20 protein-coding genes are annotated in these 20,618 nt (G+C 57.2%); 9 read left to right on the forward strand and 11 right to left on the reverse strand.

Annotated features, from left to right (window positions below; translation table 11 throughout):
- Window positions 1–96: 96 nt before the first annotated feature.
- From I9187_RS11050 to I9187_RS11060, 3 genes are read right to left on the reverse strand one after another with little or no spacing between them, the layout of a single operon-like run.
- The gene (locus I9187_RS11050; RefSeq protein WP_171727424.1) at window positions 97–3,141 is read right to left on the reverse strand and encodes an efflux RND transporter permease subunit; all 3,045 of its coding nucleotides are present in this window, start codon (window positions 3,139–3,141) and stop codon (window positions 97–99) included.
- 11 nt (window positions 3,142–3,152) lie between these two features.
- Window positions 3,153–4,190 (reverse strand): efflux RND transporter periplasmic adaptor subunit, encoded by a 1,038-nt coding sequence (locus I9187_RS11055; RefSeq protein ID WP_209509514.1) that lies wholly within the window; start codon window positions 4,188–4,190, stop codon window positions 3,153–3,155.
- Window positions 4,187–4,654 (reverse strand): MarR family transcriptional regulator, encoded by a 468-nt coding sequence (locus I9187_RS11060; RefSeq protein ID WP_209509515.1) that lies wholly within the window; start codon window positions 4,652–4,654, stop codon window positions 4,187–4,189. The genes I9187_RS11055 and I9187_RS11060 overlap by 4 nt, the downstream gene beginning before the upstream one ends.
- 159 nt (window positions 4,655–4,813) lie before the next feature.
- Between I9187_RS11060 and I9187_RS11065 the strand changes: the two genes are divergently transcribed.
- Window positions 4,814–5,938 (forward strand): beta-ketoacyl-ACP synthase III, encoded by a 1,125-nt coding sequence (locus I9187_RS11065; RefSeq protein ID WP_171238535.1) that lies wholly within the window; start codon window positions 4,814–4,816, stop codon window positions 5,936–5,938.
- 7 nt (window positions 5,939–5,945) lie between these two features.
- On the opposite strand, the gene I9187_RS11070 is transcribed toward I9187_RS11065, so the two are convergent.
- Together I9187_RS11070 and I9187_RS11075 are read right to left on the reverse strand one after the other, a co-directional pair.
- A complete protein-coding gene (locus I9187_RS11070) occupies window positions 5,946–7,706 on the reverse strand; it encodes a hypothetical protein (protein WP_171712177.1) in 1,761 nt (586 codons plus the stop codon).
- Between the two features lie 221 nt (window positions 7,707–7,927).
- The gene (locus tag I9187_RS11075; protein WP_171176122.1) at window positions 7,928–8,389 is read right to left on the reverse strand and encodes a hypothetical protein; all 462 of its coding nucleotides are present in this window, start codon (window positions 8,387–8,389) and stop codon (window positions 7,928–7,930) included.
- Window positions 8,390–8,746: 357 nt separating this feature from the next.
- Here I9187_RS11075 and I9187_RS11080 point away from each other — a divergent pair, with 357 nt between their 5' ends.
- Complete coding sequence (locus tag I9187_RS11080; RefSeq protein WP_171176124.1) at window positions 8,747–9,325, forward strand: thymidine kinase; 579 nt, start codon at window positions 8,747–8,749, stop codon at window positions 9,323–9,325.
- On the opposite strand, the gene I9187_RS11085 is transcribed toward I9187_RS11080, so the two are convergent.
- The 5 genes from I9187_RS11085 to I9187_RS11105 all read right to left on the reverse strand — a co-directional run bounded on the left by I9187_RS11085 (window position 9,322) and on the right by I9187_RS11105 (window position 12,528).
- The gene (locus I9187_RS11085; RefSeq protein ID WP_171176126.1) at window positions 9,322–10,272 is read right to left on the reverse strand and encodes a D-glycerate dehydrogenase; all 951 of its coding nucleotides are present in this window, start codon (window positions 10,270–10,272) and stop codon (window positions 9,322–9,324) included. The genes I9187_RS11080 and I9187_RS11085 overlap by 4 nt on opposite strands.
- Window positions 10,272–10,610, reverse strand: coding sequence for a tRNA-binding protein (locus I9187_RS11090; protein WP_171176128.1), 339 nt, complete (start codon window positions 10,608–10,610; stop codon window positions 10,272–10,274). The genes I9187_RS11085 and I9187_RS11090 overlap by 1 nt, the downstream gene beginning before the upstream one ends.
- The gene (gene proC, locus I9187_RS11095) at window positions 10,603–11,418 is read right to left on the reverse strand and encodes a pyrroline-5-carboxylate reductase (protein WP_209940193.1); all 816 of its coding nucleotides are present in this window, start codon (window positions 11,416–11,418) and stop codon (window positions 10,603–10,605) included. Before proC ends, I9187_RS11090 begins: the two co-directional genes overlap by 8 nt.
- Window positions 11,419–11,457: 39 nt before the next feature.
- Window positions 11,458–11,958, reverse strand: a complete 501-nt coding sequence (locus I9187_RS11100) for a YbjN domain-containing protein (RefSeq protein ID WP_171176132.1) — start codon at window positions 11,956–11,958, stop codon at window positions 11,458–11,460.
- 321 nt (window positions 11,959–12,279) lie between these two features.
- Window positions 12,280–12,528: an accessory factor UbiK family protein gene (locus I9187_RS11105; protein ID WP_050604795.1), complete on the reverse strand. Its 249-nt coding sequence runs from the start codon at window positions 12,526–12,528 to the stop codon at window positions 12,280–12,282.
- A gap of 97 nt (window positions 12,529–12,625) precedes the next feature.
- Here I9187_RS11105 and lgt point away from each other — a divergent pair, with 97 nt between their 5' ends.
- From lgt to I9187_RS11125, 5 genes are all read left to right on the forward strand, one after another.
- Window positions 12,626–13,513 (forward strand): prolipoprotein diacylglyceryl transferase, encoded by an 888-nt coding sequence (gene lgt, locus I9187_RS11110; protein ID WP_171176134.1) that lies wholly within the window; start codon window positions 12,626–12,628, stop codon window positions 13,511–13,513.
- Complete coding sequence (locus I9187_RS11115) at window positions 13,510–14,577, forward strand: SAM-dependent methyltransferase (protein WP_171176136.1); 1,068 nt, start codon at window positions 13,510–13,512, stop codon at window positions 14,575–14,577. Before lgt ends, I9187_RS11115 begins: the two co-directional genes overlap by 4 nt.
- Window positions 14,574–15,332: a peptidoglycan editing factor PgeF gene (pgeF, locus tag I9187_RS11120; RefSeq protein WP_171176138.1), complete on the forward strand. Its 759-nt coding sequence runs from the start codon at window positions 14,574–14,576 to the stop codon at window positions 15,330–15,332. Before I9187_RS11115 ends, pgeF begins: the two co-directional genes overlap by 4 nt.
- 269 nt (window positions 15,333–15,601) lie before the next feature.
- Window positions 15,602–15,730 (forward strand): hypothetical protein, encoded by a 129-nt coding sequence (locus I9187_RS22115; RefSeq protein WP_256368551.1) that lies wholly within the window; start codon window positions 15,602–15,604, stop codon window positions 15,728–15,730.
- Between the two features lie 335 nt (window positions 15,731–16,065).
- Window positions 16,066–16,848: a Hint domain-containing protein gene (locus tag I9187_RS11125; RefSeq protein ID WP_171176140.1), complete on the forward strand. Its 783-nt coding sequence runs from the start codon at window positions 16,066–16,068 to the stop codon at window positions 16,846–16,848.
- Between the two features lie 119 nt (window positions 16,849–16,967).
- Here I9187_RS11125 and I9187_RS11130 read toward each other — a convergent pair whose 3' ends face one another.
- Window positions 16,968–17,468, reverse strand: a complete 501-nt coding sequence (locus I9187_RS11130; protein WP_171176142.1) for an Lrp/AsnC family transcriptional regulator — start codon at window positions 17,466–17,468, stop codon at window positions 16,968–16,970.
- A 216-nt stretch (window positions 17,469–17,684) separates the two neighbouring features.
- On the opposite strand from I9187_RS11130, the gene trxB reads away from it, so the two are divergent.
- Complete coding sequence (trxB, locus tag I9187_RS11135) at window positions 17,685–18,626, forward strand: thioredoxin-disulfide reductase (RefSeq protein WP_171176144.1); 942 nt, start codon at window positions 17,685–17,687, stop codon at window positions 18,624–18,626.
- A gap of 109 nt (window positions 18,627–18,735) precedes the next feature.
- A complete protein-coding gene (locus tag I9187_RS11140) occupies window positions 18,736–20,427 on the forward strand; it encodes an adenylate/guanylate cyclase domain-containing protein (protein WP_171176146.1) in 1,692 nt (563 codons plus the stop codon).
- Window positions 20,428–20,618: the final 191 nt, after the last annotated feature.

Consider the following 20,618-nt stretch of genomic DNA (forward strand, 5'->3'; position numbering starts at 1 on the left):
TGGTCGCCTACCGGTTTCAAGTTGCAATCCCGCGTGGTTCAGGCGGCCTTGCCCAAAACCAACGTGCGGCTTTGGGCATGGACAGATTATGCAGATTTAGGCCACGACGGTTTTCGATTTTGCCTCTTCCCGCTTAAAGAAAAGCAGGTAGAACACCGGCGCGGCGACCATGGTCAGGACGGTGGCAAAGGCCAAACCGCCCATGATCGTCACCGCCATCGACACAAAGAACGCATCCGTCAGCAGCGGCGCCATGCCCAGAATGGTTGTGACCGCCGCCAGCATCACGGGGCGCAAACGGGATACCGACGCCTCAACAATAGACTCGCGTAGGGGTTTGCCCGTGGCGCGGACAAGGTCAATCTCTTCCACCAAAACAATGCCGTTCTTGATCAGCATGCCCGACAGGCTGAGCAGACCAAGAAGTGCGGTAAACGTAAAGGGCAAGCCGGTTCCCAACAGGCCAATCACCACGCCGTTCACCGACATCGGCACCAGCAGCCAGATGATGATCGGCTGGCGGATTGCGTTGAACAGCAGGACCGAGATCAGCACCATGATCAGCAGGCTCAGCGGCAATTGCTTGCCCAGGCTTTCCTGCGCATCGCGTGAGTTTTCAAACTCCCCGCCCCATTCCATCTTGTATCCGGTGGGCAGCTCGATGGCCTCGATGGCGTCGCGGATTTCGGCATGGACCTGCGCGGCCGTCAGGTCGGGTGGGATGTCCGCGCCGACTGTGATGGTCAGAACCCGGTCACGACGATGCACCAGTGTATTGAGCGATTTGTACTCGAAGCCGTCGACCATCTGTTCGATGGGCACAAACTTCTCGGACTGATCCGAATACACCACCTGATCGACGATTGAATAATCCCCATCCGCCGGTCGGCGCAGGATGATCGGGATCAAACGGTCTCGTTCACGCAACACACCACCCGTGATGCCGTCGGTCGAGAATTGCAGCGTGGCGGCGATATCTTCGCGCGTTACACCTGCGGTCTGCGCCCGTTCCGTGGCATAGATCGGCTGAACCGCCAACTCTTGTTCACGCCAGTCGTGATGGACAAGCAGCGCGTTGGGCGACGCCGCTGCCATACGCTGAACCGCCTCGTCGGCAAGCTGACGCAAAACAACCGGGTCACTGCCCGAGAACCGGGCCTGAATCGGGTCTCCACCACCGGGGCCAAAGACCAGACGCTTTGTGCCGAACTCACCTTCGGGGAACTGAACAGACCCAAACGCTTCCAGATCCGCTTGCAAGGCCGGGATGTCATCCAGGCTTTCGGTGCGAATGATCATATGTCCATAGCTCGGGTTCGGTTTTTCCGCCGAATAGGTCAGCATGAAACGTGTGGCTCCCTGCCCAACGAAAGTTGTGACGGAAACCACGTCTTCGCGTTCAGCCAACCATTCTTCGAACACCGCCATATCCTTTGCCGTACGCGCAATCGGTGTGCCCTGAGGCAGCTTGTAATGGACAAAGAACAAAGGCGTGTTCGAGTTGGGAAAGAACTGCTGTTTCATCAGCCCAAACCCGGCGTAACACACCACCGTTACTCCAATGAGACCTGCGACAACCAGCCAGCGGAAGCGCAGCGCAAATCGTAGGATCGCGCCGTAGACGCGGAACAGAATGCCTCCGTAAGCATCAATTTCACCTTCTTTGCCTTGCTTGAAGAAGTAGTGCCCAAGCAAAGGTGTCACGGTGATAGCCAGTATCCAGCTAAGCAGCAGCGAAATGCCGATCACCGCAAACAGCGAGAACAGAAATTCACCCGTTGCATCCGGGCTGAGGCCGATCCCTGCAAAGGCCATGATACCGATTACGGTGGCCCCCAGCAGCGGGATCTGGGTTTTCGATGCAACATCTTCGGCAGCATCGCGCGAGGATTTACCGCGCAACATCGCGATTTGCATCCCTTCGGCCACCACGATGGCGTTGTCCACCAGCATCCCCATGGCGATTATCAAGGCCCCAAGCGAAATGCGCTCCATCTCGATCGAGAAAAGCGACATGAACAAGAGCGTACCCACCACGGTCAGTAACAGGGTTGAGCCCACAACAATGGCCGCACGCCACCCCATGAAGATACCCAGCACGGCAACCACGATGGCCACCGACATGGCAAGGTTCACAAGGAAATCGTTCGAGGCCTGCTCGACCACAACGTGTTGCTGGTAGATCGGCAGGATATCGACACCGAAGGGGATATTGGTGTTCAGGTCGGCGAATTTGGCATCGACCCGCTTGCCAACTTCGACGATGTTTTCCGTTGAAAGCCCGGCGATGCCAAGGGTAAAGGCTTCGGTCCCGTTATAGCGGATCATGATATCGGGATCGTTTTGGCGGGCACGATACACGTCGGACATATCAAAGAGGTTGATCACCTGCCCCTGTGAGCCAACCGACAAACCGGCGATGGCCGACACGCTGTCGGACCCTTCAGCCGTCAAAATAGGTGTCCGACCGTTTTCCGAACGCAGGGAACCCGAAGAATTTACTGAATCCGCATTGGCAATGGCCTCGTTGATCGCTTGAAGCGGGACGTTCTGGTTTACCGAGATCGCCAGATCAGGTTCCACAAAAATCGCTTCGTTGGGCAGGCCCTGTACTTCAACATCCGCCACACCTTCCACGGCCAACAATTCTCGCCGCAGGAACGTGGCCAGATCATGCTTTTCGGCGTCCGAGAAGCCCTCTGCAGTGACGGCATAGAAAAGGCCAAAAACATCGCCAAATCCGTCATTTACAAAAGGCTGGCCAACGCCAGACGGCAAACTTCGGGCGGCGTCGCGCACCTTGGCCCGCAAGCGGGTCCAGATGTCTGGTAGTTCGGAGCCGTCATATGTTGACTTGATCTCAACCTCGATCAGCGATTGCCCGGGTTGGTTGACCGAGGTGATAACGTCCACTTCACCCATTTGCTGAATGGCGGATTCAAGCGGTTCCGAGACCTCCAGCGCCACCTGTTCCGCTGTGGCACCGGGGTATTGCGTGGCTATAACAGCGTTTTTGATCGTGAAGGCCGGGTCTTCCAACCGGCCCAGCGACAGAAAACCCCAAATGCCACCAAAGAGGGCTATGAGTATGATCAGCCATGTGTAAAGCGGCCGATCGATCGAGGCACGAGCGATGTTCATCTGTCAGCACCTCAGTTCGCGAAACCAGTGAACCGGCGCACGGCCTGACCGTCTGTCAGTACAGCGCCGCCAGCCACGACCACTTCGTCACCATCGGACAAGCCCGTTAGCACCCGAACGTCGCCGGTTTGCGTGGGCTCAATGGTCACAGGAACGCGACGAACGGTGCCTCCATCGGCACCGCCCGGGGAGAACACCATAACACTCAGTTCACCCGTAGCATCAGCGACTATTGCTGTCGCGGGCACGATGATGCCTGTACGTTCGTCCTGAACCTGTACGTTCACTGTGACCGACGAGCCGGGGAGAATTTGCAGCCCCTCGGGCGGGGTCAAACCAAACTGGATGCGGAAGGTTTGTCCAACGCTTGAGGTTTCAGCGTCGAATTCACGAATTTCCAGTGGGAAAACCTCGTCACTAATAGGGAATCTGGCGGTGATCGTGATATCGTCGTTCTGGCCCGAACGCTGGAATAGAATTTCAGGAACATCCACCTCGATCCGTAGTTCGGACATGTCGTGGATACGGACAATGGGGGTGCCTGCAGAGACGGTGGTGTAAGCCTCGACCGCACGGCTTGAAACCAGCGCGTCAAAGGGCGCGGTTAGTGTCGCGTGCTCAAGATCGTATTCTGCGTCGCGCAATGTGATTGCGGCTAGTTGCGCTTCGGTTTCGGCGTCATCCACAGTCACTTGGCTGGTGGTTGTCCCCCGAAGGCGCGACAGGCGCGCGACGGTACGGTCGGCCTGTTCCTTTTGCAGCCGGGCCCGGTTGAGGCGCAGCTCAAATGGCTCCTGATCCAGTCGCGCGATCAGGCCATCCTTGGGGATCACAAAACCTTCGTTGATGGGCATCTCGACGATCTGGCCTGCCACCTGAAAGGCCAGATCAACAGTCTGACGCGCAGCGACGCGGCCAAAGAATTGGCGGGTGAACCCAGGAGCCGTTTCGCGCACCTCAATAAGTTTCACCGGTTTCGGGGTGTCTTGAGCGGCAATTGGGCTTGCCAGAACGGCCAGTGCAAAGCCGATAGAGGTCAGGAGTTTCATTTCTTCAATCCCTCGGGAATTCCCGTTTTCAACACGTTGTCACGGATTTTGCGCGCCAGTCGCGCGAATTCGGCTGTTTCTTCTTTGTCCAGACCAGAGGCTCTGTGAAAAAGATCTCCGGCCTCGGCCACCAGCATGTTGCGGGCCTCTTCACCTTGCTCGGTCAACACCAGCAACCACGCCCGGCGGTCTTCGGGGTCACGTTTGCGCGTCAGATAACCTGCTTTTTCAAGGGAATCCGTAGTGGCCGTGATCGTTGACGGCACACTCAGCATGTCTGCGGCCAGCACCCCCATGCGCTTTGGCTGATCCAGCTTGATCAGCATGTGGCATTCGGGATGGCTTAGGTCCGTTTCGATACAGTCAAATGTCTCTTCCAGTTTCCAATACAAAGCATACACCCCCATGATCGCCTGGATCTCGGGGCTGAGACGGCCAAGTCTGGTGCTGATACCGTCTGTCATTAGGAATCTCCGCGCGCGTTACGGGGCGATATACTTCGATTTATGAACTATTCAAGATATGAAGCGGCTCTCCCCAGTGCATTCCCTTGGGTCAACATACCTTGATCAAATGACACCATGACTGCATTTTGGGCAGATCCGAAACATTCAGGGCCCGCCATGTATACCCCCGCCATCACCGGTACCGGTGTCTTCACGCCAGAAAACATCATCACCAACGCCGAGCTTGTCGAAGCATTCAACGCTTATGCCGACAAACAGAACGCGAAGAACGCCGAGGCCATCGCAGCAGGTCAGATCGAGCCGATGCAGCATTCGTCTGAGGAGTTCATCGTAAAGGCCTCGGGGATCGAGAACCGCTATGTGATGGACAAGGCCGGGGTGTTGGACCCCGATATAATGCACCCGTCGCTGCGTCAGCGCAGTGATGACGAGCCCGGGATCATGACCGAGATGGCGATCGATGCCTGCAACAAGGCGCTGGCGCAGGCGGGGCGCACGGCGGCGGATGTTGATCTGGTGATCTGCGCGGCTTCGAACCATGAGCGTGCCTATCCTGCGATTGCAATCGAGATCCAGCAAGAGATGGGCATCGACGGATTTGGCTTTGACATGAACGTTGCCTGCTCCTCGGCCACTTTTGGCATACAGGCGGCGGCGGACATGGTGAGGTCTGGATCGGTGCGAGCGGCGCTGGTGGTCAACCCCGAGATCTGCTCGGGTCATCTGGAATGGAGGGACCGCGATTGCCACTTCATTTTTGGCGACGTGGCGACGGCAACCCTGATCGAACGGATAGAAGAGGCGCAAGGCCCACATTTCGAAATCCTCTCGACCCGTTGCGCCACAGCGTTTTCCAATAATATCCGCAACAACAACGGCTTCCTGCGCCGCTCACGCCCGGATGGTCTGATCGACCGGCGCGACATGCAATTCATGCAGAACGGGCGAAAAGTGTTCAAAGAAGTTCTGCCGATGGTCAGCAAGCACATCAGTGACCACATGGAAGCGGAAGGGATCGAAAACACCGACCTGAAACGCCTTTGGTTGCATCAGGCCAACAAGACCATGAACGATTTCATTGGCAAGAAGGTTTTGGGCCGCACGCCCGAGACCGGTGAGCAACCAAACATCCTTCAGGATTACGCCAACACCTCATCCGCCGGGTCGATCATCGCGTTCTCAAAATATTCCGATGACCTGCAAGAAGGTGACCTAGGTCTGATCTGTTCTTTTGGAGCCGGGTATTCGGTTGGATCGGTCATCGTGAAGCGCCACGCCTGACCAGCACCTATTTTTCGGCAGTTACTTTGAAAATTCGGAACGCGTCGCTGGGCGCGCCCGGAATGCTGCTGAGGTAGTTCGGGACCTCGCCTTCAACCAGCCTGGTTTGCAAACCCTTGCTGCCCGACGCCCAGGCCCAGAACTCAGCCCGGGGCGCGGAAGCACAAAGCATAATGTAGTCGACGCCCAGCGCGCCCAATCGCGGCGCGATTTCAGACGCATTGGATCGGAACAGGTCGATCTGCGCCAGAATCCCTGCCTGATTCCGGTGATAATTTCCGCCCAGAACCGAATGATCCGTGTAGCGCAGAACATGCGCAGCAAAGTCGAAATCAACAAGAATCATGCCGCTGGGCAGATCTTGCAGGGCGGCGTAGGCTTGCGGTGCGCGACAAGACGCACCTGTATCAGATGTGTCCTGCCCTACGGCTGCGGCCGTGGCCGAATAAGCGGGCCCGGAAAGCGACCCGATCTGCCTTTCCAGACTGATACCCGCCTTGGGTGAGGCACAGATTACAAATGCCACCATTGCCAACCCTGTGATCACTCGGCGATCCTGCGCATAAGAACAATAAAGCACGCGAAGAATCTGCGCCTGAACCGCCACAAGCGAAACACTGAGGAAGGTCATCATTCGTGTCTGATAAAGGAAGACGAAGAACCCTACCGCAATCAAAACCAGAAACAAGGTATAGTCCAACCCAGCACGTGATTTGACGGCGAAAGCAAGTGCTGCACCCATCGTAAGCATAGACATGGCCATCAGAGCCAGGGCTTCACCCCTGTGCCGCTCTAACACAACCGAGATATTCTGGGCTTCGGCCACCTGGCTCAGCCAGTAGTCCCGCATGTCCTGAGGCAACGCGTCAATTGGATTGCTGAGGCAATGGGGCGCAAAGGCAAAGGCAACGGCCAGCGTCATGATGCCAACACCAAGACAGGCCCCGAACCGGCCCGGCATTGACCAGCCAGAGCCGATCCAGGCCGCAGCCAAAAGCCCAAGAGCAGCAGCAGTTGCAGGTAAGGCCACACTGAGGGTCAGAGCGTCGCAGCTTGGGTAAAGAAACCCGTCGCGCCCGGTCGTCGCCAGGCTGGTCAACGCAAGAGTAAAGACCAAGGCAACACCGAAGATTATGGTGCGGTGGCGCGCGGAAGCACCGTTGCAAATCCAGTCGATGGCGCAAAACACCGCGATCAGGGCGATCTGAAGAATCGACTCGGTTCCAACGGACACTGAAAGGGCTAGGCAGACACCCAGCATCCAGGCGGCATAGCGCCTTTCTTTGCGTAAGACAAAAAACGCTAGTGCCGCAGCAAAGAGAAGAATTTGTAGGTTGTGGTGATCGAACGAGAAATAGTCGAACTTCCGCGAATGTTCGAGCGTCAGCACTCCGATAACCAAGGCCGAGATTGCGCCCTCGCGCCGCCCTAGCACTCCGCCAGTGACCGCGAAGGCCCACAGGGTCAGGGCAGCCAACGAGGCGGGCCAGACAAATGCCGTGATCTGCAAGGCGGTTTCAGCTGGCAGGACCGCACGAAGCGCGACGTATAGCCCGGCAATCGGGGCATCGACCAGGCGGGACCAATGCATCAAGGTACCCTCGTCGGGACCCAGGCGATGCTGATACGTGTCGAACCAGCCTTGTCCGGCCAGCAAATCTCGCACACCGACCAAGCGCATCACATCATCAGACCCTTCGTAATAGCCGCTGAGCGTCATCAGGATCGCAAGTGCCGCACAGGCGCATAGAAAACCCCAACGAACCACCGGGTCCGTATGACTCCTGTAACGCTGTTGCGATGGGTGCATGCTTTTGGGTCCTCAACGGAATTGTCTGCGCGGTGAGCCTATCGCACGGACGTGACTTTATTGAGGCAGGCGGCGCGATCTGGAACCTTGCTCTGACCGCTGATCTGTGTCGCGCCACACAAACGACCCGACCGGCGAAAATTAGCTGGAATTGGCCACGACGACAGCGGAAAAGTGACTTAACTGACGCTTTCTTCTTCCAGGTGAAGCTTCATCTCGATCAGGACCTGTTGCAACAAACTGGTTTCTTTCAACAGCCGCTTGGCCTCGTTAACGGTAATGATACCGTCTTCTATGGCCGCCTGATATTCAGTCATCAGCATCGCAAACCGCTGGCTGAGCGCGATCACGTCCGAGTTTACACCACCAGTGCGCGGTTCTTCCGAATTGCGGTCGGTATAAGACAAGGTGATGTTCTTAAGATCCGCCAAGGCCGACGTGACATGCGGATAAGTTGCCGCGTTTTCAAGACGGGCTACGGCGTCCACAGGCATGAACCTGTCTGCGTGTTCGGCATTGTCGGAATAGTACCGGCCCAATGTGGCTTTGGATTTCCCCGTAATTTCACATGCGGCTTCGATTCCGACGTCTTTGACCAATGCTTCTGTATGCTTTTTCAGATAGGCCCCAATATCTGCCATTGTTTTACCTTTGTTACCTGCAATCGCCTGCCCGGTGTCCAAACGGGGGAAAGCGCCGGGAAATTTCCCATAACAGATTCATAATTGAAATGTCATACATTGGCTATCCCTCAGATATGCGAGGGATTTCGTGAGTGAGTGGCGGCAGTTCATGCCGGTAATGAGTGATTGCGAGGTGGTATTGTTTGGGCCTCGCTCCGTTTTGGCCACATGTTGGCCGACGGCGTCGCTGTTGCAGATGTGGGGGTTCCATCCCCTAGAGCGTAGCTCGGCCCCTGCAAAAGCAACGGCGACGTCGCTTCCGTAAAAAGCGATTGCCGTCTTGTTCATAATCTCCAAGCGTTTTAGACCCCGGTCATGGCAAAGCTGTATTTCAACTATTCGACCATGAACGCGGGTAAATCGACCGTGTTGTTACAAGCCTCGCACAACTATCGCGAGCGTGGAATGCAGACCTATCTGATGACCGCCGCCATTGATGGGCGCGCAGGCACCGGGCGGATTGCATCGCGCATCGGTATTTCTGAACAGGCTGATATGTTCCGGCCCGATGACGATGTGTTTGCCATGATCGAAAACCGCCTGAACCAGGGCCGGGTTGCTTGCGTTTTCATCGACGAAGCTCAGTTTTTGTCGGATGATCAGGTCTGGCAATTGGCGCGTGCCGTGGATGATCTGGATGTACCGGTATTGGCCTACGGGCTGCGGGTGGATTTTCGTGGCAAACTTTTTCCCGGATCTGCCGCTCTGCTGGCCCTAGCCGACGAAATGCGCGAGGTGCGCACCATCTGCAAATGCGGCCGCAAAGCCACAATGGTGATTCGTCAGGACGAAAACGGCAATGCCATTACCGAAGGTGCCCAGGTGCAGATCGGCGGGAACGAAACCTATGTCTCGCTCTGCCGTAAACATTGGCGCGAGGCCGTGGGCGACTAAACCGGGTTGGGCAGTGCCCTGCCCGCCACATGAGCCGCCACGTTATCAAGCGCCATATGGCCCATGCTGCTGCGCACTTCTTCGGTTGCTGTGCCGAGATGAGGCAGCAGGGTGACATTCTCCATATTGCAGAGGGCCTGAGGTACTTTGGGTTCGAACTCGTAAACGTCCAGCCCGGCTCCTGCGATCTGACCTGATTGAAGCGCCGAGATCAGGGCCGCTTCGTCCACGACCTCGCCCCGCGCAATGTTGACCAGAATAGCCCCAGAGTTCATCGCCTTAAGAACTTGCGCATTTATCAAATGGCGAGTTTCCGCGCCGCCGGGAACCGCGAGCACGAGGAAATCGATGGAAGCCGCCAGTTTGTGCAGGTCAGGTGAGAACTCTGCCGGGAAGTCCAGATCTTTGACGCTGCGGGACTGATAGGCCACCTGCATGCCAAAGCCGAAATGACAACGACGCGCGATGGCTTGCCCGATGCGGCCCATACCAACGATACCAACACGCTTACCAGTGACGTGCTGCCCCAACATCTGCGTCGGGTGCCAACCCTGCCACTGGCCCGATCGGACCAGCCGCTCGCCTTCGCCTGCGCGACGCGCCGTGGTCAGCAGCAGGGTCATAGCGATATCTGCGGTTGCATCGGTGACCGCGCCAGGCGTGTTGGTCACCTCAATCCCTGCCGCGCGCGCAGCCTCGACGTCGATATGATTGTAACCAACGCCGAAATTGGCCAGTAGCTTGCAGCGCACTGTACCAGCATCTGCAAAGACTTGAGCCGAGAACAAATCGCCCAGCGTTGGCACAACGACGTCGAATTCCGTCAAAGCAGACAACATTTCCCGCTGCGACATGGGCAGAGTGTTTTCACGTATCTCCACGTCGAACTCGGTACGGGCGCGGGCCTCGACCGCCGGTGTCATTGGGCGCGTGATCAGCAGTTTCATCAGTGCATCCGTCCGCCAGTTGGAACTTTGCCATCCGGTCCGATCAGAACGATCTCGCCGTTTTCATCAGGCAGGCCCAGCACCAGAACTTCAGACATGAACTTACCGATCTGGCGCGGCGGGAAATTGACAACCGCCATGACCTGCTTGCCCACCAGAGCCGACGGATCGTAATGCGCCGTGATCTGAGCCGAGGTTTTGCGCTCGCCAATTTCCTCACCGAAGTCGATCCACATCTTGATCGCGGGCTTGCGGGCCTCGGGATAGGGTTCGGCGCGGATCACCTCGCCCACACGGATGTCGACCTTGAGAAAGTCGTCGAATGAAATCTCACTCACGTGACAGCTCCTTGGATCGGTCGGTTGCCGCCTTTACGGCGCGGTGCAGCAGATCGGGGAATCCCTGCTCATCATGCATCAAAACTTCAAGCGCGGCCTGCGTGGTACCGTTTGGAGAGGTCACGTTGATGCGCAGTTGCGTTGGGTCATCCTCGGCGACCTTGGCCAATGCACCGGCCCCCGCCACCGTGGACTTTGCCAGTTTCATTGCCAGTTCCGCAGGCAAGCCCTGCGCCTGTCCGGCGGCGGCTAGCGTTTCAATCAGGTGGAAAACATAGGCCGGGCCAGAGCCGCTGAGGCCGGTCACGGCGTCCATCTGCGCCTCATTGTCCAGACGAACGGTCTCACCCACCGCCGACAGCAGGTTTTCAGCCAATGTCAGATCATCACCAGAAGCGTGGTTGTTGCCGATCAGTGCCGTGATACCCTGGCGGATCGCTGCAGGCGTGTTGGGCATCGCGCGAATGATGGGCGTGTCGCTGCCCAGAACGGATTCAAATGTGGCAATCGATTTGCCTGCGGCTACCGAAACAAACAGGCTTTTACCACCGCCCAGCGCCTGAATGGCTGGCAAAGCTTCACCCATCATTTGGGGTTTAACGGCGACAAGTACCACGGCGGGCGCTTCGGGCAGTGGGGTGTTGATGTTGACGCCTTGCGCTTTCAACCAGTCTGACGGGTACGGATCAATCACCCAAACGGACGCTGGCGGAAGGCCGTGTTCCAGCCATCCCGCCAGCATTGCGGACCCCATCTTTCCGCACCCCAGAAGCACAAGCCCCTGTTCGGCCACACGCGTAATGTCCATTTGCCCCTCCCGCGTTACATATCGGTTTGGGGCAAAGCTTTACGCCCGGCCGTAAGCCTCTGCAATGGCCACTTGCATGGCTTCTTCTGGCTCTCGATTACCCCAGGTCACCAGTTGGATCGCCGGATAATACCGCTCGGCGCTCATGACGGCGGCGGTGATCATCGTGTTGATCTGATCCGCGCTGGCTGTCTGTCCCCCTGCAAGAACCAGACCATAGCGGTAGACCATCAGCTTCTGGTTTGCCCAATAGGTAAAGGCACCTGCCCAGCACTGGTCATTCATCTTGTTGAGCAACTCATAGAGCTGCATTTCACGCTCTGTCGGCGGCTCCATCTCAAAAGAGCACACCATGCGCAGGGTTTCGTCATAGTTGGACCAGGCCAGAGTGATCGAATAGGTCCGCCACTGTCCTTCGACAGCCATGGCGATCTGATCGTCTCCTATACGATCAAAATCCCAGTCATGGTGTTCCGCCAGGTGTTCAACAATGTCGATCGGATGAATGTCTTCTTCGAGATACTGCTCGGAAAGGGCCATAATGCCACCTCACTAATCTCTAGCAATTTGGGGCTGGCAGCGCCCCAGCGCTAGTTGCCTGCTCTACAAGCCGGGCTTCCCCCGTGGGCCTGTACTAAATATGGTGCGATGTGGCGTGAGTTCTGGCAACCCTATTTCTTGGGGATAACAGCAATAAGTTGTGGACAGTCGGCAACGGCGATCAAAATATTGGCGCTCGCACCAGCTTTGTCTTGATTAAATTCTGCGATGCGTCAAAATACACATCACCGCACAATCCGGGCTGGATTGCGCGGCTTTAAGCTTTGCCCTGATAATTTGGAAACGGGAAACGTCGGGGCGTTATTTGTCCAGTTTCGCCTCAAGCGCTGCGATGCGGGCCTCAAGCGCTGCGTTTTCTTCGCGCGCTTTCTGGGCCATGGCGCGGACAGCGTCGAATTCTTCGCGGGTGACGAAATCGCGGTCGGCCAGCCAGCGGTCGATCATCGACTTCATCGCGTTCTCGGCCTCTTCCCGCGCGCCTTGCGCCACGCCCATGGCGTTAGTCATCAGTTGGGACACGTCGTCCAGGATCTTGTTGCGGGTCTGCATGTGTACACTCCGGTCTCACGGTTTATCTGTATATGGGCAAAGAATGGCGCAGGCTCAAGGTTGACTTGCCCTGCAAACCCCGGGCAATGAGACGCACATGCAGGCTGTTCTGAACTTCCCCGATCTGTCGCCCGAATTGTTCTCGATCTCACTGTTCGGGATGGAGTTCGCGTTAAGGTGGTATGCGCTGGCCTATATTGCCGGAATTCTGATCGCTTGGCGACTTGCCGTTGTGGCGCTGCGCCGCCCTGCCCTGTGGCCCGCGGATACCCCTCCGATGAAACCGGATCAGCTGGAGGATCTGGTCACCTGGATCATTCTGGGCGTGATTCTGGGTGGGAGGCTAGGCTTTGTCCTGTTTTATCAGCCTGCCTATTACTTATCGAACCCGTTAGAGATTCTGAAAGTCTGGCAAGGCGGCATGGCCTTTCATGGCGGCCTGTTGGGCGTTATCCTCGCGTCTTATCTATTTGCCCGTCGACATCATATCCCCACCCTGTCACTGGGCGATCTGGTCGCCTACACCGTTCCGCCCGGCCTGCTGTTGGGGCGACTCGCCAATTTCGTCAATGCGGAACTGTGGGGCCGACCAAGTGAGCTTCCTTGGGCCGTGATTTTCCCCGGCTTCGCCGCGCAGGATTGCCCTGGCGTGGTTGCGGGAATGTGCGCAAGGCACCCGTCGCAGCTGTATGAAGCCGCGCTTGAGGGTGTGTTGTTGGGCGCATTGCTGCTGTGGCTGGTCTATCGCAGAGGGGCCTTTAAAAAACCGGGCATGATCATGGGCCTGTTTCTGGCCGGGTATGGCGTGTCCCGCTTTATTGTCGAGTTTTTTCGCCAACCGGATGCTCAGTTCGTGTCACCCGGCAACCCGTTGGGACTGGCTTGGCATGTGGGCGGCTATGGCCTGACTATGGGTCAAATCCTCTCACTGCCGATGATCGCGATTGGCCTTTGGCTTGCCCTACGCGCGCGGCGAGCGGCATGAGCCTGACCGATCACCTGATCACCCGCATCCAGCAGGATGGACCGATGAGCGTGGCAGATTATATGGCCGAGTGCCTTCTGCACCCCACGCTGGGCTATTACACAACGCGCGATCCGTTCGGGACCAAGGGGGATTTCACCACCGCGCCGGAAATCAGTCAGATGTTCGGGGAACTGATCGGCCTGTCCCTGGCGCAGTGCTGGATGGATCAAGGAAGACCAACGCCTTTTACCCTGTGCGAGCTTGGGCCAGGGCGCGGCACATTGATGGCCGATGTTCTACGCGCAACGCGGTCTGTGTCCGGGTTCCACGACGCCGCACAGATCGTGCTGGTCGAAGCTTCACCCGTATTGAAAGAGATACAGGCACAAACCCTGAAAGATCACCCGCCTCAATGGATCGACAGTGTCGCAGAGCTGTCAGAACAACCATTGCTGCTGGTGGCAAACGAATTCTTTGACGCTCTGCCCATTCGTCAGTTCCTGCGCGAAGGCGACGGATGGTGTGAACGTCTGGTAGGTGCGCGGGATGGCGCGTTGCTGTTTGGGCGGGGTCCGAACGGACCTCAAGTGGCGCTGAATGACAGACTCGCAGATACAAAAGAGGGTGATCTGGTCGAATTGTGTGCGGCAGCGATTCCGATTCTGACCGTGATTGCTGGCCGGATCGCCAGCCATGGTGGTGCGGCTCTGATCGTCGATTATGGTGACTGGCATTCGCTAGGCGACACGTTGCAGGCCCTGCAAAACCACGAACGCGCCGACCCACTGGCGGCACCAGGCCTTGCTGATCTGACGGCACATGTGGATTTTGAACCTCTGGCCATTGCCACCCGCGCCTGTGGATGCCGCCACACGCGGTTGACCCCGCAAGGCGTGTTTTTGGAACGGTTGGGCATTACAGCCCGCGCGCAGGCGTTGGCAAAGGCGCTGAGCGAATCCGAGCTGAACTTGTTGATTGCCGCGCATCGCCGGTTGACGCATCCCGACGAAATGGGAAATCTGTTCAAAGTTATGGGCCTTTTTCCGGCCTATGCCGCCCCACCGCCAGGATTAGAACCATGACATTGGAAATTCTAACCTCAGACTTGCTGTCGCCTTTGCGCCACGGGTTCTTCACCCGTCGCGGCGGGGCCTCGTCCGGGATATTTGACGGGCTGAATTGCGGCTACGGCTCATCCGATCAATCCGAAGTCGTGGCGCTGAACCGCAAGCGGGTGGCTGACGCAATGGATGTCGCACCCGAAGCCATGATCGGGGTGCATCAGGTCCATTCGCCCGAGGTTCTGACCGTAGACGGCCCGATTATCGGCGACAGACCAAAAGCCGATGCCATCGTCACTGCAACCCCTGGTCTTGCCCTGACGATTCTGACGGCGGATTGTCAGCCCGTCTTGTTTGCCGACCCGGATGCGAATGTAATCGGTGCAGCCCATGCGGGCTGGCGCGGGGCGTTGGACGGTGTACTGGAGGCTACGCTGGCCGCCATGGAGGCTTTAGGGGCCAAACGCAACAACGTCAGAGCCGTGATCGGCCCGAGTATTTCGCAACGCGCTTATGAAGTGGGCCCCGAGTTTCTGGACGCTTTCATAGCGGAATCCCCCGATAACGCCCGGTTCTTTGCCAATGGCCAGGATGACCGGCTGCAATTCGACTTGCCCGCCTTTGGCCTGAACCGCTTGCGGTCGGCTGGCGTTGGGCAGGCGGAGTGGACACGGCATTGCACATATTCGGACTCTGACCGGTTCTATTCCTATCGTCGCGCGACACATGCGAAAGAGGCCGATTACGGCCGGCTTATCTCGGTCATAAAACTGTGATTCAGCCCCAGATTTAGACGTCCCGCCTCTTTTCCGCCACATTTGTTGTGTTTACCGGACCCAAGAATCGTAACGAGTTTTGCCAGCCATCAGATGGCTATCTGACGCTCCTTTTTTGAGCGCTGGCGTGTTGAGTGAAAGGACTGTGCATCTTTATCTCTTGTCTGCAAAACATCCCGGATAAGCCTTATCCCTGCCGCAAATCGGCGTCACAAAAGGTTCATGAAGGATGCGGGAATGACCTTCCCGAGCAATGCAGGACCAGAATTATGAAATCCAAATCCCGCTTTCTCAAAGCCATGGTTGCCGCCACTCGGGACCAGAAGCTGGAAATGCCATGGAAACGGGTATCAAGCCATTCTGCCAGAGTTGCCAGCCGCATTGCGGTTCGGCGCTGAAGCAGGATCACCCCAAGACCAAGCTGCCGGTCTGAAGACGGGGTAAGCGCGCAGCGGGCATGCTCCGGCCCGATGTTGCGTAAGTCGTAGGTAAAAATTTACGACTTTTTTCAGGAGTTTGTGTGTGTGCGGGCAATTTTCGCCCGTGAAGTACGAGTTTGTCTGGGGGGTCAATGTGTTGACCATTGGAACGCGAGATTTAGTCGCCATGCGGGGCCAGAACGGTCACCGTCCAACGGTCTTCCATTCGTTTCAAGACAAAGAACCTGTTCGTCAGGTGGGCCTGTACGGGGGTACGCCAGGCCTGTTCGGACATTTGAGGGGACGGAATATTTATGACTATTCCTAATTCATTGGCCCGAGCGGCCAGAAATGCCATCGAAACGTCGGCTATGCTGCGGGAAGCACCGCGACCGGTCGCGAAACCCAAGGCGCAATTGCGCCGCTACGAAGTCAGCAGCCTGCTGCCAAACGGCGACGTGGCTCAGACCCGTCACATCGCGCCCGCTCTGCCGATGTTCGAAGACGCCTTTTGCGCTTTTTCGCGTGGGTCGTTGGTTGAAACGGAACATGGGCCAATGGCGATCGAGGACCTGATGCCGGGGGACACGGTTCTGACGCAAGATGGCAGCTCGCAAACGGTGCTATGGAAAGGGTCAGTCACTCTGATCCCTGGGCGCGAAGATTCTCGCGGTCGCACACGCCCGTTAACGCGGATCATGGCAGATACATTCGGAATGCAAAAACCGATGTCAGGTGTAATCGCCGGACCCGCAGCGCGAATCGTGGGCGCTCCGGCGCATTTGCGGCACCTGCACGGCGGGGAACCGATTCTCACGCCAGTTTCTGAATTTCAGGACGGGATGGGTGTAATTGAAACAATGCCTCCAACGCCTGTCGAACTGTTTCACATTTGCCTGAAACGGCATTCCGTTATTCGTGTAGATGGTTTACAGTTCGAAACATATCACCCAGGTGTGAACGCGGTTCGCATGATCAGCCATTCGTTGCGGTCGATTTATCTGAACCTGTTCGCTCACATCGAGTCGCTCAACGATTTCGGTCCGCTGCTGATGCCACGCGCCGGAGACGGAGAGATCGACGCGATGTCGGCCTGAGTGTGATAATGGGTACTGCATTATGGGGGGCATCATGCAGCTGGTATTAAGTTGGGTTCTATCCCTTGCGGTGGCTGCAATGCTGCCACCAATCACCGCACAGCCGAAACGTGTGGGCGTTACGCCATCCGGTTCATGCGTTCTTCCAGAACGTCGAACGGCACGCCTGGCTCGTCTTTTGCGCCGCGGATGACAAGCGAAGTCTTGACGCTGGCCACGTTGGGCGTGGTCAGCAGTTCACCGGTCAAGAATTGCTGAAAACTGCTGAGATCAGGTGCCACGCATTTCAGGATGAAATCGACCTCGCCATTCAGCATGTGGCATTCCCGGACCAGCGGCCATTCGCGGCAGCGTTCTTCGAACGCGCGCAGCTCGGCTTCGGCCTGGCTGTCCAGACCGACCATGGCGAAGACTTGCACCTCAAAGCCCAACTCACGTGAATTGACGTCGGCGTGATACCCGGTGATATAGCCGGATTCCTCAAGTGTGCGCACCCGACGCAGACACGGCGGCGCCGAAATGCCGACCCGTTTGGCCAGTTCAACGTTAGTCATGCGACCGTCTGCCTGCAATTCCGCCAGAATCTTGCGATCAATGTCATCCAGCCGAGTCGTGACCATAGAATGCTCCTGGTTTTTCGGTTCTTATATCAGCCCCCTAAGCGCGCGCAATAATGTTTCGCACATGCGCAATTTTCTTTGTTTTCTAATCACTCAATTGCTTAATGTGCAGCGCAGGGGATCACAATCAGGATGGGGGTTTAAGCCGGGTCAGTCGATCGCTATATCGGGGCGACGGGCTAAACGCCCAATTCAGGCAATTCGAGCGGGGATAGCATGGCCGACACACGACACACTAAGGTTCTGATCATCGGGTCAGGACCTGCAGGATACACCGCAGGGGTTTACGCCAGCCGCGCCATGCTAGAACCCATTCTAGTTCAGGGGATCGAACCTGGCGGTCAGCTGACTACAACGACGGAGGTCGAGAACTGGCCCGGCGACACCGAGGTTCAGGGCCCGGACCTGATGGTGCGCATGCAGGACCATGCAAAGGCAATGGGCTGTGAGGTGATCGGCGACATCATCAGCGATCTGGATCTCAGCCAGCGCCCGTTTACAGCCAAGGGCGACAGCGGCACGACTTACACCGCAGACGCGGTTATTCTGGCCACTGGTGCGCGTGCGAAATGGCTTGGCCTACCGTCCGAAGAGAAATTCAAAGGCTTTGGCGTCTCGGCCTGTGCCACCTGCGACGGGTTCTTCTATCGAGGACAGGAAATCGTGGTCATCGGTGGCGGCAACACTGCTGTGGAAGAAGCTCTGTTCCTGACCAACTTCGCCAGCAAGGTGACCTTGATCCACCGCCGGGATGAGTTGCGGGCCGAAAAGATCCTGCAAGACCGGCTGATGAAAAATGAAAAGATCGAACCGTTGTGGTTCCACGAATTGGACGAAGTGATCGGAACGGACGCGCCTTTGGGCGTGGAAGGCGTTCGCGTCAAGCACGTTAAAACCGGCGAGATCACGGAAATCCCTTGCAAGGGTGTTTTTGTCGCCATAGGCCACGCCCCTGCGAACGAGCTGGTCAAGGAGACGCTGGAAACCCATATGGGCGGCTATGTCGTCACCAAGCCGGGCACAACTGAAACGTCGGTTCCCGGCGTGTTTGCGGCAGGTGATCTGACAGACCATGTTTACCGTCAGGCCGTCACAAGCGCTGGCATGGGCTGTATGGCCGCACTGGATGCCGAACGTTTTCTGGCAGAAAACGAATAGTAACGATTTTTGGTCCCCGGCACGGGTCGGGGACTACGCCCCTCCGCCTTGACCCTTTCACAGTGCCGTATCAGGATTGCTGCAGAACGGGCGAAACACGGGTGAGCTTTTGAACAACGCTCTTTGGCGCGGCGGGTGGGCAACCCGACTTCGGATCGGCAGCGGCCTGATCCTGTTTGTTTTCGCGTTTTTTCACTTCATCAACATTGGCCTTGGCCTGTTTCACACCGATTATCTGCACGGAATGCAAGACGGTCGGAAAGAGGTGACGCGCCACGACGCCATGAGCGTGCTTCTCTACGCGGCGCTGTTCGTTCATGCCGGTCTTGCCCTGGTATCTATCGCGCAGCGCAGGACATTGCGCATGCCATTCAGCACAGCACTTCAGGTGGTGTTGGGCCTGCTGATCCCTTTGCAGCTGATCTCGCACATCATTCACACCCGGGTCGCGCATGAGGTTTATGACGTCAATGACGAGATGGGATACATCATCATCCTGATGTGGCCCAGCATTGCGGTCTGGATGCAAAGCGCGCTACTGCTGGTTGTCTGGGTGCATGGCTGCATCGGCCTGCACATGTGGCTGCGGTTGACAAAATGGTGGTCGCGTACCGCACCTTACCTGATCGGCGTTGCCGTCTTTGTGCCTCTGTTCGCGCTGGCTGGCCTTCTGACCGAAGGCCGTCGCATCTGGGCCGACTTCGCCGACGAGTTTCTGCGCGAGCAGTATATCGAGCACTACAACTGGCCGTCTCCCGAAGCTTTTCAAACCCTGTTCAGCGTCAAGGACAATGCCCTGATGGCCTTTTGGCTGGCACTTGGCGCAACAGGTCTGGTTTTCATCGGACGCAAACTCTGGCGACGCAGGCATTCGGTGCGCGTTTCCTATGCCCTAGGTCCGGATGTAGTCGCGGAAAAGGGAATGACGCTGCTTGAGATTTCCCAAGCCAACGGCGTGCCCCATGCGGCCCTATGCGGCGGTAAAGGACGCTGCACCACATGCCGCGTCATTGTCGAGGATGGCGGTAACGCGCTGCCGCCACCCAGCGACGTCGAGGCGCGCAGTCTGGCCGCTGTCGGCGCGTCTCCCCAGACGCGGCTGGCCTGTCAGATCCGCCCAACCGAGCCGACCACCGTCTTTCGTGTTTTCCGGCCGGATGGCGGCCGCATCCGTGGACACGCCAGCCAAGGAGAGGAACGCCAACTGGCGGTGTTGTTTCTGGATATGCGCGGCTTTACCGCCCGCACGACGGGGCAGTTGCCCTACGACATCGTGTTTCTGCTCAACCGATTCTTTGATGCGGTGGTGCCAGCCATTACAGACGAAGGCGGCATCGTGGACAAATATATGGGCGATGGTTTGTTGGCGGTTTTCGAGAAACGCGATTCTGCGGCCTCTGCTCGCGCTGGGTTAAGTGCGGCGATAGCGATCAGCCGGGCGCTGGATCTGTTCAACCAACAGCTTGAGGCTGAAGGAAGCCCCGGAATTCGCATCGGAATGGGCCTGCATCTTGGCGACCTGGTTCTTGGTGAAATCGGCGCACAAGGACATGCCGCAAAAACAATCATCGGCGATGCGGTCAATGTAGCCAGCCGCCTTGAGAGCGAAACCAAAGCTCTAGGAGTTGAACTGATGGTTTCTAACGAATTACTGCGCGCCGCAGATGTAGATGTGGCGCAAGCAGATATCCGAGCTCTCGAGCTGCGTGGCGTCTCAGCGCCGATTCCTGCTCTGCCAGTGATGCGCGCCTCGCAACTAGAGCCAAACGTACAAAAACAGGAACAGTCATACTCTGCGTGAGGGAATTAATTCCATTCCATAGAACCATGTTACACGGCGTGCTTCCATGTCAGAAATCTCTTCCAATTCGGAAAAAATCAGCGCATATCCTCCTTTGTTTCATTGACGCCGGTGGACTTTGCCTAACAGTCGGTGCAAATGCACCGAAAATGCCACTACCCACTGGCTAACCAACACTGCGATAAGAGTAT

It is taken from the genome of Ruegeria sp. HKCCE4148 (assembly GCF_017872495.1).
Lineage (GTDB): Bacteria > Pseudomonadota > Alphaproteobacteria > Rhodobacterales > Rhodobacteraceae > Ruegeria.

What these genes read in the sequence shown, in the direction of transcription:
- I9187_RS22115 (WP_256368551.1), top strand. Translation starts at nt 15,602, where the DNA reads ATGAAATCCAAATCCCGCTTTCTCAAAGCCATGGTTGCCGCCACTCGG.
- I9187_RS11065 (WP_171238535.1), top strand. Translation starts at nt 4,814, where the DNA reads ATGTATACCCCCGCCATCACCGGTACCGGTGTCTTCACGCCAGAAAAC.
- I9187_RS11105 (WP_050604795.1), bottom strand. Translation starts at nt 12,528, where the DNA reads ATGCAGACCCGCAACAAGATCCTGGACGACGTGTCCCAACTGATGACT.
- I9187_RS11125 (WP_171176140.1), top strand. Translation starts at nt 16,066, where the DNA reads ATGACTATTCCTAATTCATTGGCCCGAGCGGCCAGAAATGCCATCGAA.
- I9187_RS11080 (WP_171176124.1), top strand. Translation starts at nt 8,747, where the DNA reads ATGGCAAAGCTGTATTTCAACTATTCGACCATGAACGCGGGTAAATCG.
- pgeF (WP_171176138.1), top strand. Translation starts at nt 14,574, where the DNA reads ATGACATTGGAAATTCTAACCTCAGACTTGCTGTCGCCTTTGCGCCAC.
- I9187_RS11130 (WP_171176142.1), bottom strand. Translation starts at nt 17,468, where the DNA reads ATGGTCACGACTCGGCTGGATGACATTGATCGCAAGATTCTGGCGGAA.
- proC (WP_209940193.1), bottom strand. Translation starts at nt 11,418, where the DNA reads ATGGACATTACGCGTGTGGCCGAACAGGGGCTTGTGCTTCTGGGGTGC.
- I9187_RS11085 (WP_171176126.1), bottom strand. Translation starts at nt 10,272, where the DNA reads ATGAAACTGCTGATCACGCGCCCAATGACACCGGCGGTCGAGGCCCGC.
- I9187_RS11115 (WP_171176136.1), top strand. Translation starts at nt 13,510, where the DNA reads ATGAGCCTGACCGATCACCTGATCACCCGCATCCAGCAGGATGGACCG.
- I9187_RS11060 (WP_209509515.1), bottom strand. Translation starts at nt 4,654, where the DNA reads ATGACAGACGGTATCAGCACCAGACTTGGCCGTCTCAGCCCCGAGATC.
- I9187_RS11075 (WP_171176122.1), bottom strand. Translation starts at nt 8,389, where the DNA reads ATGGCAGATATTGGGGCCTATCTGAAAAAGCATACAGAAGCATTGGTC.
- I9187_RS11055 (WP_209509514.1), bottom strand. Translation starts at nt 4,190, where the DNA reads ATGAAACTCCTGACCTCTATCGGCTTTGCACTGGCCGTTCTGGCAAGC.
- lgt (WP_171176134.1), top strand. Translation starts at nt 12,626, where the DNA reads ATGCAGGCTGTTCTGAACTTCCCCGATCTGTCGCCCGAATTGTTCTCG.
- trxB (WP_171176144.1), top strand. Translation starts at nt 17,685, where the DNA reads ATGGCCGACACACGACACACTAAGGTTCTGATCATCGGGTCAGGACCT.
- I9187_RS11050 (WP_171727424.1), bottom strand. Translation starts at nt 3,141, where the DNA reads ATGAACATCGCTCGTGCCTCGATCGATCGGCCGCTTTACACATGGCTG.
- I9187_RS11100 (WP_171176132.1), bottom strand. Translation starts at nt 11,958, where the DNA reads ATGGCCCTTTCCGAGCAGTATCTCGAAGAAGACATTCATCCGATCGAC.